General features: G+C 62.1%; 12 protein-coding genes and 1 other annotated feature. Of the genes, 6 read left to right on the top strand and 6 right to left on the bottom strand.

Features of this window, described 5'->3' with window-relative positions; all coding sequences use genetic code 11:
- Window positions 1-93 precede the first annotated feature (93 nt).
- Together ASG68_RS13300 and ASG68_RS13295 are read left to right on the top strand one after the other, a co-directional pair.
- Window positions 94-960, top strand: coding sequence for a DUF4167 domain-containing protein (locus tag ASG68_RS13300; protein WP_062581520.1), 867 nt, complete (start codon window positions 94-96; stop codon window positions 958-960).
- A gap of 277 nt (window positions 961-1,237) precedes the next feature.
- A complete protein-coding gene (locus ASG68_RS13295) occupies window positions 1,238-2,626 on the top strand; it encodes an MATE family efflux transporter (RefSeq protein ID WP_062581518.1) in 1,389 nt (462 codons plus the stop codon).
- A gap of 48 nt (window positions 2,627-2,674) precedes the next feature.
- On the opposite strand, the gene ASG68_RS13290 is transcribed toward ASG68_RS13295, so the two are convergent.
- The gene (locus tag ASG68_RS13290; RefSeq protein WP_062581516.1) at window positions 2,675-4,141 is read right to left on the bottom strand and encodes a SulP family inorganic anion transporter; all 1,467 of its coding nucleotides are present in this window, start codon (window positions 4,139-4,141) and stop codon (window positions 2,675-2,677) included.
- A 66-nt stretch (window positions 4,142-4,207) separates the two neighbouring features.
- Window positions 4,208-4,263, bottom strand: a sequence feature (sul1 is cis-regulatory element that is thought to sense ions involved in sulfur or methionine metabolism; They are found in Alphaproteobacteria).
- 261 nt (window positions 4,264-4,524) lie between these two features.
- Between ASG68_RS13290 and clpB the strand changes: the two genes are divergently transcribed.
- A complete protein-coding gene (gene clpB, locus ASG68_RS13285) occupies window positions 4,525-7,131 on the top strand; it encodes an ATP-dependent chaperone ClpB (protein ID WP_062581514.1) in 2,607 nt (868 codons plus the stop codon).
- 126 nt (window positions 7,132-7,257) lie between these two features.
- On the opposite strand, the gene ASG68_RS13280 is transcribed toward clpB, so the two are convergent.
- Window positions 7,258-7,866: a ferric reductase-like transmembrane domain-containing protein gene (locus ASG68_RS13280; protein WP_062581635.1), complete on the bottom strand. Its 609-nt coding sequence runs from the start codon at window positions 7,864-7,866 to the stop codon at window positions 7,258-7,260.
- A 10-nt stretch (window positions 7,867-7,876) separates the two neighbouring features.
- Complete coding sequence (locus ASG68_RS13275; RefSeq protein WP_062581512.1) at window positions 7,877-8,365, bottom strand: hypothetical protein; 489 nt, start codon at window positions 8,363-8,365, stop codon at window positions 7,877-7,879.
- Window positions 8,366-8,661: 296 nt separating this feature from the next.
- Here ASG68_RS13275 and ASG68_RS13270 point away from each other — a divergent pair, with 296 nt between their 5' ends.
- On the top strand, window positions 8,662-9,720 hold the full coding sequence (locus ASG68_RS13270) for an NAD(P)-dependent alcohol dehydrogenase (protein WP_062581510.1): 1,059 nt from the start codon (window positions 8,662-8,664) through the stop codon (window positions 9,718-9,720).
- On the opposite strand, the gene ASG68_RS13265 is transcribed toward ASG68_RS13270, so the two are convergent.
- Both ASG68_RS13265 and ASG68_RS13260 read right to left on the bottom strand, forming a co-directional pair.
- The gene (locus tag ASG68_RS13265; RefSeq protein WP_062581508.1) at window positions 9,669-10,625 is read right to left on the bottom strand and encodes a LysR family transcriptional regulator; all 957 of its coding nucleotides are present in this window, start codon (window positions 10,623-10,625) and stop codon (window positions 9,669-9,671) included. The two genes, ASG68_RS13270 and ASG68_RS13265, sit on opposite strands and share 52 nt — an antisense overlap.
- A gap of 103 nt (window positions 10,626-10,728) precedes the next feature.
- A complete protein-coding gene (locus ASG68_RS13260) occupies window positions 10,729-11,622 on the bottom strand; it encodes a LysR family transcriptional regulator (RefSeq protein WP_062581506.1) in 894 nt (297 codons plus the stop codon).
- 107 nt (window positions 11,623-11,729) lie between these two features.
- Here ASG68_RS13260 and ASG68_RS13255 point away from each other — a divergent pair, with 107 nt between their 5' ends.
- Window positions 11,730-12,458 (top strand): SDR family oxidoreductase, encoded by a 729-nt coding sequence (locus tag ASG68_RS13255; protein WP_062581504.1) that lies wholly within the window; start codon window positions 11,730-11,732, stop codon window positions 12,456-12,458.
- A 53-nt stretch (window positions 12,459-12,511) separates the two neighbouring features.
- The gene (locus tag ASG68_RS13250) at window positions 12,512-12,787 is read left to right on the top strand and encodes an Atu4866 domain-containing protein (protein ID WP_244484229.1); all 276 of its coding nucleotides are present in this window, start codon (window positions 12,512-12,514) and stop codon (window positions 12,785-12,787) included.
- A 25-nt stretch (window positions 12,788-12,812) separates the two neighbouring features.
- On the opposite strand, the gene ASG68_RS13245 is transcribed toward ASG68_RS13250, so the two are convergent.
- Window positions 12,813-14,783, bottom strand: a complete 1,971-nt coding sequence (locus tag ASG68_RS13245; RefSeq protein ID WP_062581502.1) for a M23 family metallopeptidase — start codon at window positions 14,781-14,783, stop codon at window positions 12,813-12,815.
- Window positions 14,784-15,372 lie beyond the last annotated feature (589 nt).

The following is a 15,372-nucleotide window of genomic DNA, read 5'->3' as shown; positions in this document are numbered from 1 at the left end:
GTGTCTGGCTGATCCGGAATTCTCTTGAAGAATTTCTGGCGGGCCACGAAGCCACAAGATCATCAATATCAATGGAATCCAGGTGAGTGAACGATGAGGCCAGGACAGCAGAACAAGCGCGGCCGTGGGCGTAATAACAATACCAACAACAATAACAACAATGGCGGTGGCAACAATAACAACAATCATAACCGGAAGGGCTCCAACCCGCTGACCCGGACCTATGACAGTTCCGGTCCGGACGTGAAGATCCGCGGTACCGCACAGCACATCGCCGAAAAATACGCGACGCTTGCCCGTGACGCGCAGAGTTCAGGTGACCGGGTCGTGGCGGAGAACTATCTCCAGCACGCCGAGCACTACAACCGCATCATTGCCAGCGCCCAGGCGCAGATGCAGGAACGCTTCCAGCGCGACGACCGCAGCGACTACAACGACCGTAACGACTATCAGGACCGCGACGGCAACGAGCGCGACGACGATATGGATCAGGGCGATACCGAGGAAAACTCGGGCGGCCAGGACCAGCAGGTCGAGCAGCAGCAGCGGCACCATCAGCAGGCGGAGCGCCAGCAGCGGCAGCACCGCCAGCCGGAGGGTGAACGCCAGCAGGATCCGGAGCGCCAGGCCCAGCCGGAGGGTGAACGCCCGCCGCGCCAGGAGCGCCAGCGTCATCAGGACCGCCCGCGCCACCCGCGCGCAGAGCAGGTTCAGCCGCGCCCCGACCTTGCACCGCAGCCCGTCATCGACGGCTCGGGTCCGCAGCCGGTGATCGAAGGCACGCCCGCCGAAGTTTCGCTGGAAGAGGAAGCACCGACCGGCCGCGCCCCGACGCGTCGCCGCACTGCTCCGCGCCCCCGCCGCCAGCCGCGCCGCGGCGAAGCCGGTGGTGATGAGGCTGCCGCTTCGGGTGAAGAGGGTGGCGACAAGCCGGCTCTGGCCGAGGCTGCTGGCGAATAAGCCGGACGGGGTGCCGATCGCGGCTCTCGTTGAACTCACGACAAAACCCGGCGCGCTTCGTGCGGCCGGGGTTTGCATTTCAGGACGCTGCCTTCGGGCTTGACCCTTCTTGTGCTTGCCTGTAGGTGCTGGCCAAGGTTTCCGGATACCTGCCGCTCGCGGACGTCAGTCCTGGTGAAAGTCCGACCTTGACGATCCTCTCGCCCTCGATGCATTTCGTGCGGTGGGTAATGCGAGCCCCCTCCCTGATGCGAAATGCGATGTTGAGGAGAGCAGGATGCCGCAAGCCGCTTCCAGCCAGAATGCCTATCTGACCGCGCCGCTGGGTGCGATCTTCATCCGTACGGCACTGCCAATCATCTTCGTGATGAGCATGAACGGTCTATTGACCGTCGTCGATGCCGTTTTTCTCGGGATCTTTGTCGGGCCGGACGCCGTTGGTGCCGTGACCATCGTCTTTCCCGTCTTCATGCTGCTGGTAGCGTTTGCGACCTTGGTGGCCAGCGGCATGGCCAGCGTGCTTGCCCGACATCTCGGGGCAGGGCGGTTTGCCGAGGCGCAGCAGACCTTCATGGCGGCGCAGGGACTGGCGCTGGCAATCAGCCTCGCTGCGATCGTCCTGTTTGCCGGCTTTGGCGAAAGCCTCGTTCGGCTCGTGGCCAATGGCGATCCACATCTGGCTCAGCTTGCCCATGTTTACCTGTCGATCATGGTCTATTCCTGCCCAGTCCAATTCCTGCTGTCCGTGAATGCCGATGCCTTGCGCTGCGAAGGCAAGGCGGGGCTGATGGCAGCGCTGAGCCTTGTGGTTTCGCTGGCAAACATGGCGTTGAATTACCTGCTGATTGCCGGTCTCGGCTGGGGCGTTGCTGGGTCTGCCGGGGGAACGGCGCTGGCGCAGGTTCTGGCGCTTGGCGTGCTGGTCGTCTTTCGCGTGTCCGGGCGAACGCCGTTGCGGCTTCGTCTGTCGGGCGGTGCCAATCTGTTTGCGCAGTGGGGGCGGATGCTGGCGCTCGGTGCGCCGCAAAGCCTCGGCTTTATCGGTCTGGCGCTGGTTTCCGCAACGGTGATCGGGTCGCTGCAGATGGTGGCCGGCGCCCGCTACGATACGGTCGTTTCCGCCTATGGCATCATCACCCGCATCATGACATTCGCCTATCTGCCGCTGCTCGGCATGAGCCAGGCGATGCAGGCGATTGTCGGCAACAGCGCCGGGGCAGGGGATTGGGGGCGGGCACGTGGCGGGCTACGGCTGGCCATCATTGTCGCGCTGGTCTACTGCCTCTGCGTCGAAGCCGTGTTGATCGGTCTCGCAGCGCCGATCGGTTTAGTCTTTGTCGATGATGCAGGCGTCGTCGGCGAGGTGGCGCGGATCATCCCGGTCATTATGGCGCTTTATCTCCTGTCCGGTCCGCTGATGATGGTCGGCAGTTATTTCCAGGCGATCGGGGATGCGGGCAAGGCTGCGATCCTTGGGCTCACGAAGCCCTATCTTTTCACCATGCCGCTCGTTCTTGTGTTGTCCCGCATTTTCGGGGAGCGCGGCATCTGGTTTGCGACCCCGGTGGCGGAGGTATCGCTGCTTTGCGTGACGGGTTTGGTTTTGTGGACGGCACGGGGGCAGGCCGCGAGCCGGCCGGGGGCGAGCGCGGCCGAACCAATTTGATCAAATGATTGAAGGCCCCGGAGGTAAAGAGCCACCGGGGCCTTCCGTTCAAACCTCTTTCAACGACAGCCCGTTGTCGAGGCTGCCGATCAGGGTGGAACTGGCTTCGTTGAGACCGCTCACATCGGCGGGAATGCCATTGGCCTTGAAGCGCTGGACGACCTTTTCCAATGCCGCGACTGCGGTGATATCCCAGAAATGCGCCTGAGAGACATCGATGAGAACCCGCGTGCCATCGGTCTCGTCGAGTGTGAAGGATTCGATGAAGGCGTCGGCGGAGGCGAAGAAGATCTGGCCGGAAACGCGATAGGTGCGTTTTGCGGCGGCCACATCTGTTTCGACCTCCACCCGCATCAGCCGGGCGACCTTGAAGGTGAAGAACACGCCGCTCAGCAGAACGCCGACGGTGACGCCCAGCGCGAGGTTGGCACTGAACACGGTGACGATGACGGTCACCAGCATGACGGCGCTCGACATTCGGGGGTGCGTGACGAGGGTGCGTAGCGACGACCAGTCGAAGGTGTCGATCGAAACCATAACCATGATCGCGACAAGTGCGGCCACGGGGACCTGCGATACCCATGGTTTCAGCAGAACCATCAGGATCAGCAGCAGGGCGCCGGCAAACAGGGTCGAGAGCCGGCCGCGCCCGCCATATTTCACGTTGGAGACCGTCTGGCCGATCATGCCACAGCCGGCAATGCCACCGAACAGGCTGGCAGCAGCATTGGCGATGCCGAGACCCGTGCATTCGCGGTTCTTGGAGCTTGGCGTATCCGTCAGATCATCGACGACACTCGCCGTCATCATGGATTCGAGCAGGCCGACCATGGCGATGGCAACGGCGGGGGCGGCGATGATCTGCAGTGTTTCCAGTGTCAGCGGAACATTCGGCCAGCCGAAGACAGGCAGCGAATCCGGCAGTTTGCCGAGATCGGCGACGGTCAGGACCGGCAGATTGAGCGCGACGGCGGCGATGGTGAGGATGAGGATACAGATCAGCGGCGAGGGGATGGCTGTCGTGACTTTCGGCGCGAGATAGATGATGGCAAGGCCGGCGGCCAGCATGGCATAGGACATCCAGTCTCCGCCGATGATATGTGGCAGCTGTGCGGCAAAGATCAGGATCGCCAGTGCATTGACGAAACCGGTCCGGACGGATTTCGACACGAACCGCATCAGCACACCGAGCCGCAGGAGGCCGAAGACGATCTGGATGATGCCCGCCAGCAGGCCGGCGGCAAGCAGGTAGCTCAAGCCATGGGAATGGACGAGCGGTGCGGCGACGAGTGCCACCGAGCCGGCTGCGGCCGAGATCATCGCCGGGCGGCCGCCGGTAAATGCGATGACGATGCCGATGATGAAGGAGGCGAACAGGCCGACCTCCGGATCGACGCCGGCGACGAATGAAAAGGCGATGACTTCCGGGATGAGCGCGAAGGTCGCGACGGCGCCCGCAAGCATTTCGCGGATGGGATTGGCGGACCAATCCCTGCGGAGGGAGGACAAGGACATGGAGTGAGTCTCGCAACGCATGGCCAAGCGCGCGATGGCGCGGTTCTATGAGGTCATGCAGGTGTGCGTTGTCTGGCGGATCGGCGGCCAGAAGAGCCACCCGGAATTGCACCGGGTCCGTGGTGAGTGGGGCCGTTATAGGCCGCATGCCGGGGCCGGTGCAAGATCGGAAATCTCGTATGCGCCGCGCCACATTTCTATTTCTCGGATACGGTCTTAAACCCCTTTAATTTACAAAATTCTGCTCCCATATTCTCACCAAGCGGCCGGTCCTGTGGCATACAGGGTGCCGGCCGATCGCAGACGGGCCTGCCTTTTCAGGGGGCCTCAATCCAACCATCGGCAGTGCCGGATAAGGGCTGACCGATTCAGGAGGTAGACTGATGAATATTGAAAAATACTCCGAACGCGTGCGCGGTTTTCTCCAATCCGCCCAGACCTACGCGCTGGCCCAGGGCCATCCGCAATTCGTTCCCGAACATGTGCTGAAAGTTCTGCTCGATGACGACCAGGGCATGGCGGCATCGCTGATCGATCGAGCCGGCGGCAGCGCCAAGGATGCGAAGCTCGCCAATGACAGCGCGCTGGCCAAACTTCCGAAAGTGTCTGGTGGCAATGGTTCGATCTCGCTGTCGCAGCCGCTTGCCAAGGTGTTCACCACGGCCGAAGAGGCTGCCAAGAAGGCGGGCGACAGTTTCGTCACCGTCGAACGACTGCTGCAGGCGCTGATCATCGAAACCTCGGCGGCAACCTCCGGCATCCTGTCGAAGGCAGGTCTGACGGCGGCCAAGCTCAACCAGGTGATCAACGACATTCGCAAGGGCCGCACGGCTGATGGCGCCAATGCCGAAGCCGGCTTCGACGCACTGAAGAAATATGCGCGCGACCTGACGGCGGATGCCCGCGACGGCAAGCTCGACCCGGTGATCGGTCGTGACGACGAAATTCGCCGCACGATCCAGGTTCTGTCGCGCCGCACCAAGAACAATCCGGTCCTGATCGGTGAACCCGGCGTCGGCAAGACGGCGATCGCCGAGGGCTTAGCACTGCGCATCATCAACGGCGATGTGCCGGAAAGCCTCAAGGATAAGAAGCTGATGGCGCTCGACATGGGCGCGCTGATCGCCGGTGCGAAGTTTCGCGGTGAATTCGAGGAACGGCTGAAGGCGATCCTGTCCGAGGTTCAGGCCGAAGCCGGCGAAATCATCCTGTTCATCGACGAGATGCACACGCTGGTCGGTGCCGGCAAGGCGGATGGCGCCATGGATGCGTCGAACCTCCTGAAACCAGCACTCGCACGCGGCGAACTGCACTGCGTCGGCGCGACCACGCTCGATGAGTATCGCAAGCATGTGGAAAAGGATGCGGCTCTGGCCCGCCGGTTCCAGCCTGTCATGGTCAACGAGCCGAATGTCGAGGACACGATCTCGATCCTGCGCGGCTTGAAGGAAAAGTACGAACAGCACCACAAGGTCCGGATTTCCGATTCGGCTCTTGTTGCCGCTGCGACGCTTTCAAACCGCTACATCACCGACCGGTTCCTGCCGGACAAGGCGATCGACCTGATGGACGAAGCCGCATCGCGGCTGCGCATGCAGGTGGATTCCAAGCCCGAGGAACTGGACGAACTCGACCGCCGCATCATGCAGCTGAAGATCGAGCGAGAGGCCCTGAAGAAGGAAACCGACCGTGCCTCCAAGGACCGGCTGGAAAAACTTGAGCTGGACCTGACCGGACTGGAAGAGCAGGCCGACGCGCTGACGGCGCGCTGGCAGGCGGAAAAATCCAAGCTCGGTCTGGCTGCGGATCTGAAGAAGCAGCTCGACGAAGCCCGCAACGAACTGGCGATCGCCCAGCGCAAGGGTGAATTCCAGCGGGCAGGGGAGCTCGCCTATGGCGTGATCCCGAAGCTCGAAAAGGAGCTGGAGGCATCCGAAAGCCAGGACAATTCGGCGCTGAACCCGATGGTGCAGGAGGTCGTGACGCCCGACAACATCGCCCATGTCGTTTCCCGCTGGACCGGTATTCCGGTGGAAAAGATGCTCGAGGGCCAGCGTGACAAGCTGTTGCGCATGGAAGACGAGCTCGGCAAATGGGTCGTCGGCCAGGGCGATGCGGTTCAGGCCGTGTCGCGTGCGGTTCGCCGCTCGCGTGCCGGCCTGCAGGATCCAAACCGTCCGATCGGCTCGTTTATCTTCCTCGGGCCGACCGGCGTGGGCAAGACCGAGCTGACCAAGGCGCTCGCACGCTTCCTGTTCGACGACGATACCGCGCTCGTGCGCATGGATATGTCGGAATATATGGAGAAGCACTCCGTATCCCGGCTGATCGGCGCACCTCCCGGCTATGTCGGCTATGAGGAAGGCGGCGCGCTGACCGAAGCGGTGCGGCGCAAGCCCTATCAGGTCGTCTTGTTCGATGAGATCGAGAAGGCGCATCCGGATGTATTCAACGTGCTTCTGCAGGTTCTGGACGATGGCCGTCTGACCGATGGTCAGGGCCGTACCGTCGATTTCCGCAACACGATGATCATCATGACCTCCAATCTCGGGGCTGAATACCTGTCCCAGCTTGGCGAGAACGATGACAGCGACCAGGTGCGCGATCAGGTGATGGATGTGGTGCGCGGCCATTTCCGCCCCGAATTCCTCAACCGTGTCGACGAGATCATCCTGTTCCACCGCCTGAAGCGCGGCGAGATGGGGGCGATTGTCGATATCCAGCTGGCACGCCTGAAGCAGTTGCTGGCTGATCGCAAGATCACGCTCGAACTCGACGACGAGGCTCGCGCCTTCCTCGCCGACAAGGGCTACGATCCGGCCTATGGCGCGCGTCCGTTGAAGCGGGCCGTTCAGAAATATGTCCAGGACCCGCTTGCCGAGCAGATTCTGCAGGGCAATTTCCCTGATGGCTCGACGATCAAGGCGTTCTCCGGTTCCGACCGGCTGAACTTCAAGCTGCGAGATAGCGCGGCGAAGGCCGCAGCCTGACGGCCAAATCCGCCGCCAGCCTCAATAGCTGGTACCGGCCCCATGACTGAACGGTGGGGCCGGCTTTGAAATCCATACCGAACCGCCTGGGATAGTGATGTCGCGGGCGGTTTTGTTTTGGGCAGCTCATTTTCTTCCTGCCACCCGCCGTTTTTGCAGCAGCCAAGGGGTTGCCACTGCTGCTGCCGTCGCGGCGATGGCCAGAGCACAGAGCAGGGCTTTCGATGTCATCTCCATCGTGCCTTCGATCAGCATGGCGTGGATTGCGCCGCCGAGCACGACGATGGAGACGAGGATCATGTGGACGGTTCGCCAGGTACGCGGCGGGAGGCGACGCCGGAAGGCGGCGAGCAATGCGGCGGCGAAGAGCGCCCACATGGCTGCGACGCCCCAGAGTGAAAACGGGGTCGGCGCGCGCAACAGTAAGGCATCGATGATGTCGGGCGGGCTGGTGATCCACAGGCCGGCGACGTGAATGACAACCGCCGCGACCAGCAGAATGCCGATGATGTGGTGAACAGGACGGCCGCGCGGTAGCGGCAGGCCGGGCAACCAACCGCGTGCGAGCAGGGGCTGCACCGAGGTAAAGCAAAGCGCCACGATGCCTGCGAAGCCGGCGACGATATAGACCGGGTCGCGCCATGCCAGATATTCGCTGGTCGCGGCCAAGGTCAGCGGGAGGGCCAGCGCAAGTGCCAGGCCGGTCCAGATCAGCATCGCGCGGATCGTGTGCATCAAGTCGGGGTCAGGCCGGCTGCAGGACGAAATGGGCTTCCAGGCTGGTGTCCTTCGGGCTCGACAGCAGGGGGCGTAGGAAAACGGTCTCGTATTCGCCGCTGTCATAGACGAGGTGCGCATGCGCCTGGCCGAGTGCCGGGACGATCTGCGGCATTTCCAGCCGGAAGGCCCCCGTGGCATCCGTCAATGTGGCGCCGTGGCTGTGCCAGTCCCGTTCGCTGCCTTCGGTCGTATGCGCCCAAATCTGGATGCGCCGGCCTTCCAGCGGAGCACCGTCGCCGGCGCGACGCACCGTGCCCGACATCCAGAAACCACCACCGCCGATGCGCTCGACGATCGGTGCATCGGGCATGTAATTATTGGCGCCGCCGCGCATAGTCGGCGTTGCCGCGACCTCGGCGGCGCGGGTGGGCACTGTAAAGCCTGCAAATCCGGCCACGGCAAAGGTGGCGCCGGCGGCGAGCAGTGTTCTGCGCTCGAAACGAATGTCAGGCATGCTGATCTCCTTCCCGAATTCGATCGTGAACTGCGTGGAAACTTAGCGCGTTTTCGGCCGGCAACCAATGGCGGCGGCAAACACATGAGGGCACGGTTTCGTGATGAGCGGGCGGGCTTGTCCTTGTTTGCCCCGGCAGGTCAGCCGTTTGGACGTGAGGGTCGGGATTACTGAGCCCAGATCATAAGCGCATCCCGGAACAGGGCACTAATCGCAGGCAATCGCGGAACCATATCAGCAGCAGGTGCGGTCTGCGCACCCGACGCGATCTTCACCAGCCTTGCAAGGATGAGCCATTGAAAACCTCCGGATATGCCGCTACCGATGCGAACACGCCGTTACAACCCTTTTCGTTCGAGCGTCGCGCCCTTCGCGCCGATGATGTTGCGATCGACATCCTCTATTGTGGCGTCTGCCACACGGACCTGCACATGGCCCGCAACGACTGGGGCTTTTCGGTCTATCCCGTGGTGCCGGGGCACGAAATCGTCGGCCGGGTTTCCGCTGTTGGTAGCGATGTCTCGCGTTTCAAGGTCGGCGACAATGTCGCGATCGGCACGATCGTCGATAGTTGCATGGCTTGCGAGCAATGCCGTCGCCACGAGGAACAGATGTGCCGGGAAGGCGTGACCGTCACCTATAACGGCCAGGACCGGATATCCGGCGACATCACCTATGGGGGTTATTCCAACTATATCGTGGCGCGCGAAGACTTCTTGCTGCGCATGCCGGATGGACTGGACCTGTCGCGTGCCGGGCCGCTGCTTTGCGCCGGTATCACCGTCTATTCGCCGCTGCGAAACTGGAATGTCGGCCCGGGCAGCCGGGTCGGCGTGATCGGGCTCGGCGGCCTTGGCCATCTTGCGGTGAAATTTGCCTCGGCTCTCGGTGCCGAAGTTACCGTGCTCACTCGCTCGGAAGGGAAGGTTGATACCGCACATCAACTGGGCGCCGACAAGGTGTTGCTGTCGACTTCGCCGGAGCAGATGGCATCGGCGGCTTTCGCCTTCGACGTGATCATCGACACCGTGCCCTATGAACATGACCTCGGGCCTTATCTCGATCTCTTGGACGCTGACGGAACGCTGGTGATCGCCGGCTCGCTGGTCGATACGCCGAAGTTCAACAATCTGCGCCTGATCATGGGGCGGCGGCGCATTGCCGGCACGCCGAGCGGCGGCATTCGCCAGACCCAGGAAATGCTGGATTTCTGCGCGCGCAAGAACATCCTGCCGGAATGCGAGATGATTTCCATTGCGGATATCGGCAAGGCGTTCGAACGGCTGGAGCGGGGTGACGTTCGCTACCGGTTCGTGATCGACATGGCGTCGATGCCCGCTGCCGAGGCAGCCTGATCCTGCATCGCGCGCAGGTTCGATCGCAGCGCTTCGACAAAGGCCGAAAGAGCCGGCGGCATCTGTCGCCGGCTCGGATAATAGATGGAATAGCCTGAAAACGGTTTGCAATAGGGTTCCAGCACCCGGACGAGGCGCCCGCTTTCCAGATGCTCCCTGGCGACATCCTCGAAAAGGTAGACGAGGCCGGTGCCGGCAAGGGCAGCCGAGATCATCATCTCGAGATCGTTGACGACGAAGCTGCCGTTGACGCTGACTTCGACGTCACGACCATCCTCCTCGAACTCCCACAGATACGGCCGTCCCGCCGACGGCATGTGATAGTTGACGCAGTCGTGGTTCGCGAGATCCTTGAGGGTCAGCGGCGGAGGGCGGCGGGCAAAATAGGACGGCGCCGCGACGACGGCCGCGCGAAGGTCCGGCCCGATCCTGACGCCGATCATGTCCCGGTCGATCCGTTCGCCAAACCGGATACCGGCATCGAACCGTGATGCGACGATATCGTCAAGGCGCTCGCTGACGATCAGTTCGATCCTGATGTCGGGATAATCTGTATGAAAACGCGGCAGTATCGGTGCAACAAGCGAGAGGGCAGCATGCTTGCCGGCGGTGATACGTACCGTGCCGGACGGCTTTTCCCGAAGCTCTCCCAGCGACTGCAATCCGCGATCGATCTCTGCAAATGCCGGACGCAGTGTGTCCAGTAACCGCTCGCCCGCTTCGGTGGTTGCGACGCTGCGCGTAGTGCGGGCCAGCAGTCGCACACCAAGCCGGGCTTCCAGCAGCCGCATCATGTGGCTGACACCGGACGACGACATGCCGAGCCGCGCCGCCGCCCGGGTGAAACTGCGTTCTTCGGCGACGATCGCAAAGGCCGCGAGATCATCGAGATCGTGGCGTTTCATTTCTGACAGGCTTTCAACAATGGAAATCGATTGTGATCTCAACTCCATTTATGCTCGGTTTATCCATGTTTCAACGGGAGGTGGGGCGAGGAGTTTCAGCGCCCTATGTCCGTATGCGCTTCACCCAGTCAAGCAAAGCTCTGAGCTTCGGCGTCAGGTTGCGGCGGTTGGGGTAATAGAGGTAGAAGCCGGCAAAGGGCGGGCTGTAGTCTTCCAGCAGCGGAACCAGCGCGCCCTGATCGATCAGGGGACGAAAAGTCTCCTCCATGCCGCAGGTGATGCCGGCGCCGGAAAGCGCAAGCCGGACCATGAGACGCATGTCGTTGGTGGTGAATTCCGGTTCCACCGCCACGCTGAAATCCTTGCCATCCTCGGTAAACTCCCAGCGATAGGGCGCGATGCCCGGGCCGGGCCGCCAGCCGATGCAGCGATGCCGGACGAGATCGCGGGGATGGGCGGGGGGCGGCGTCTTTTCCAGATAGCGCGGCGCACAGACGGCAAGCTGCCGTTGCGGTCCCGAGACCGGCACGGCGATCATGTCCTGCGCGATCACTTCGCCAAGACGGACGCCGGCATCATAGCCCTCGGCGACGATATCGAATTCCTCGTCGGTGACGGTGATATCGATCTGCACATCCGGATTGGCATCGGCAAAGGCGGCCAGAAGATCACCGGAGAGGAAATTTTCCGCAATCGACGAGACAGCCAGCCGCAACTGTCCGCGCGGATGGCCGCGCATGTCGGCAAGCGTCGACAGGGCAGTGGACAGATCGGCGATGGCAGGGCCGATGTCGTCGCATAGCCTTTGCCCTTCCTCGGTGAGACCAACGCTGCGGGTCGTGCGCCGTACCAGAAGGATGCCGAGCGTCTCTTCCAGTTTCGAGATCGTCTGGCTGACGGCAGAGCGGGTCACGCCCAGCCTGTCGGCGGCGGCGCGAAAACTGCGCTCCTCCGCGACAACGGCGAAAACGGATAGGGCGTTCAGGTCAGGCTGCATTGGTTAGTTTTCCTTGCCACCGAAGTCATGAATGAGCGGCTTATCGCAACAATGATCCGCGCTTACCTTGTCCGCAAGCACAATGCTTGAAACAGGAAGGAAAGATCATGTCAGACGAAAAAACCGTTCTCATCACCGGCGCTTCCAGCGGGATCGGCGCGGGAATTGCCCGTGAACTTGGCCGTCCCGGCTACAGGCTGATGCTCGGTGCGCGCCGCACCGACAGGCTGGATGCGCTGGCCAAAGAAATCCGCGCCGCCGGCGGCACGGTAGAAACGCGCCGGGTCGATGTCACCGATCAGGCGGACATGGCCGCCTTTGCCGAAGCGGCACGGCAGGCTTTCGGTCAGGTGGATGTCATTGTCAACAATGCCGGCATCATGCCGCTGTCGCTGATGGCGTCGATGAAGGTCGATGAATGGGACCAGATGATCGACGTCAATATCAAGGGCGTTCTTCACGGAATTGCCGCCGTCCTACCGGAGATGACGGAGCGCGGTTCCGGCCATGTGATCAACATCGCCTCGATCGGGGCGCTTGGCGTGGTTCCGACCGCCGCCGTCTACTGCGCCACCAAGTTTGCGGTGCGGGCGATTTCCGATGGTCTGCGGCAGGAGCGGGACGATATCCGCGTCACCTGCATCCATCCGGGTGTCGTCGAGAGCGAACTGGCGGGAACAATCACCGATCCGGCCGCCGCCGAGGCGATGAAGACCTACCGCGCCATCGCGCTGCAGCCGGATGCGATCGGCCGGGCCGTGCGCTTTGCGATCGAGCAGCCGGATGATGTCGATGTCAACGAGATCGTCGTGCGTCCGACACGGGCAGGTCACTGATGATCAGGACCATCGCGACCCTATCCATAGCGGCGGCGCTGACAGGCGCCGCCATGGCCCAAATCGAGGACAAGATGATGAACGCAACGACCGAACCGCATCCCTATGTCGGCCTCTGGGTGACGAAGGATGGGCGTGTCCGCCACGAACTGCTCGCCAACGGCCGCTATGACGAAGCGCGCGGCACTCGCGAGAGCGCCTATCAGGGGCGTTACGAGGTGAGCGGCGACCATATCGAATATTGGGATGATACGGGATTTACCGCGGATGGCGATTTCATCGACGGGGTTCTTCATCACGGCGGCATGATCCTGTACCGCAAGCGATAAGCAGGAACTGACTAGGGCCGTGGCGTTACTGCGCCGCGGCCACTTCCGCCGTGCCATTGTCCTTGGCCAGCAATTCGTCGATGCGGGTGCGTTCTTCCTCGAACTGTGCCAATGCCTGGCCGTCAAGGGATTTGCCGCCGGGCAGGCGAATACGCAGGGGATCGACGCGGTTGCCGTTTACGATCAGTTCGTAATGCAGGTGTGGACCGGTCGACAGGCCGGTCGTGCCGACCCAGCCGATCACCTGACCTTGCACGACCTTCGACCCGACGCTGACACCCTTGGCGATGGCGCTCTGGTGATTGTAGGACGAGACATAGCCATTGGCATGGCGGATCAGCGTCTGGTTGCCGTAACCGCCAGAATCCCAGCCGGCCTTTTCAACGACGCCATTGCCGGCTGCGATGATTGGCGTGCCACGGGGCGCTGCCCAGTCGACACCGGTATGCATGCGTGAGAAGCCGAGGATCGGATGACGGCGCATGCCGAAGCCAGACCGGAAGGTGCCGTTCGGTACGGGATTGCGCAGCAGGAACTGGCGGATGCTCTTGCCCTGCTCGTTGTAATAATCGATCGAATTGTCTTCCGGATCCTGGAACCGGTAGAATTTCGTCTGCGCATCGCCGAATTTGGCGTTGACGTAGAGAAGTTCGCTGTCGTCGGTTGCCTTGCCGCTCTCGTCGGCAACAGAGAAGAAGGCTTCGAGGCTGTCGGTGGGTTTCAACTGGGCCTGGAAATCGACATTGCTGGCCAGAAGCTTGATGATCTGCGCCACCATGGTGGAATTCATGCCGTAGGACAGAGCGGCACGGTAGACGCCGTCATAGACCCGGGGCAGGTCGCGGCCGGCACTGATCGCCGGCGTGCCGGTATCGTCAAAGGCGCTGGCAACGGCAGCCAGCGGCGCCGGCTCGTAGCCCTTGACGAAATTGCCGGTGTCATCGAGCGCCATGGTAAAGACATGGGCGCCGCGCGAATAGACGGTGGCGCGCACCACCTTGGCTTCCTCGTTCTCACCTTTCTGGATGATGCCGATACGCAGGACATCGCCTTCCTGCAGGTCCGTCGCATCGAGCGCCGGCCGCAAATAGCCGGCGAGATCCTCGGCCTGCGCCTTGCCATAGCCGGCGTTGATGAGAACGGCGGCGATCGGTGTCGCCCGGCGGACCGGAATGACGTCGTCGGCATATTCGGTCGTCTGGTCCGTCGTGCTCTCGGGAGCGGCAACCGTCATGTTCTCCTCGACGACGCGGGCCGACAGGCCCTGTATCAGGTCGAGGTCGGAAGCATCGGAGGCGAAGCGGCGCGGATCGACATAGAAGAGCGAGGCAAGCTGGGTGTTGCCGTCGGTCAGGACCGACCCGTTGGTGCGGACATTTTCCTCGACCTCGTCCATCGACATCGACGGTGCGAATTTCAGCGTCGAACCCTTGAGCGGGAAATCGACCGTCTTCAGCGCGACCTCGGATTCGACATCCGATCCGTAGATCGTGCCCGTGCGGCTGACGGGCGGGGCGTCCTTCGCCTCGTCACTGGAGAAGATCGCCAGCGGGTCGAAGGAGGGATATTTTTCGGCTGCCTGATGATTGGCGGCAAGCGTCATCTTCACATGCGCGAAAGGCTGGCGGCGGACGACTTCCTTGTCGCCGTCGCGGATCATCGTCGAGACTTCCATGATCGTCCGGTCGGACGGCTTGGCGACGATGTTGGGCGTCAGGACGCGGTTGCCGCGCTTGGCGGCGGCCGTCGGCTGGCTGCCGCGGGCGGACGGGTCCATCACCGCTGCATAGGCTTCGGCCGGGATGGCAAGCTGCTGTCGGCCGTCGAGCGCTGCAAACAAGGCAACGCCCATCAGAAGGCTCGAGGTAATGCCTGTCAGGAAGGTGCCCGAAAGCCAGCGCAGAGAAATCTCGCGCCGGTCGGGTGCCCTGCGTCCATCCGCAAGGATCGGGGGCTCGTTGCCGAGCGACCGTATCATGGTCTTGTCCGTGGTCATGCCAACTAGAATGGGATCCCTGGGTTACGCGCTGTTTCTTATTATGGCGTCGATATGTTGTGCGAAGATGTGCATCTTTCATGCCTGCGAGTCAAACGGAACGGCGGGTACGCGCGGAACACCGCCGCAATGCACCTCTCTATAAAGCGTTGTCCCTATAGAGAGGGCGGGAGACGACCTTTTTCGAAGCACGACGCAATCCGCACTGGTCTGTTTAGAGCCCGCATTGTGAAAAAGTGAGGGCGAAATTGTGATTTCCCCCGTTCGGCGGTGCACCTGAAACTTTCGCACTGCCGCAAACCCTTGCGCTACAAGGCTTTGTCAAAAAACTGTCATTTTTTTCAAAAAAGCCGTTGACTATGAACGAGGCCTCGGACTATAAACCGCTCACCAACGAGGGCGGCGGCGCTGCTGGCGACCGACGAACTCGCTCTGGAGTTTCTTGAGAGACTTGAGGGTTGAGTTTGGGGTTCTGGGGAAAATGTAACGGGGCTAAAGCCATGCACCGAAGCTGAGGATACGGGTTGCGGGGCGGAAACGGTTTCTGTCTCGAAGACGGCCGCGCGGGCAGAGGGCGCGGCCATGGTGG

The organism is Rhizobium sp. Leaf453 (assembly GCF_001425605.1).
GTDB lineage: Bacteria > Pseudomonadota > Alphaproteobacteria > Rhizobiales > Rhizobiaceae > Pararhizobium.
The sequence above is the reverse complement of the archived record's forward strand: the minus strand, read 5'-3'. Positions and strand labels throughout refer to the sequence as shown.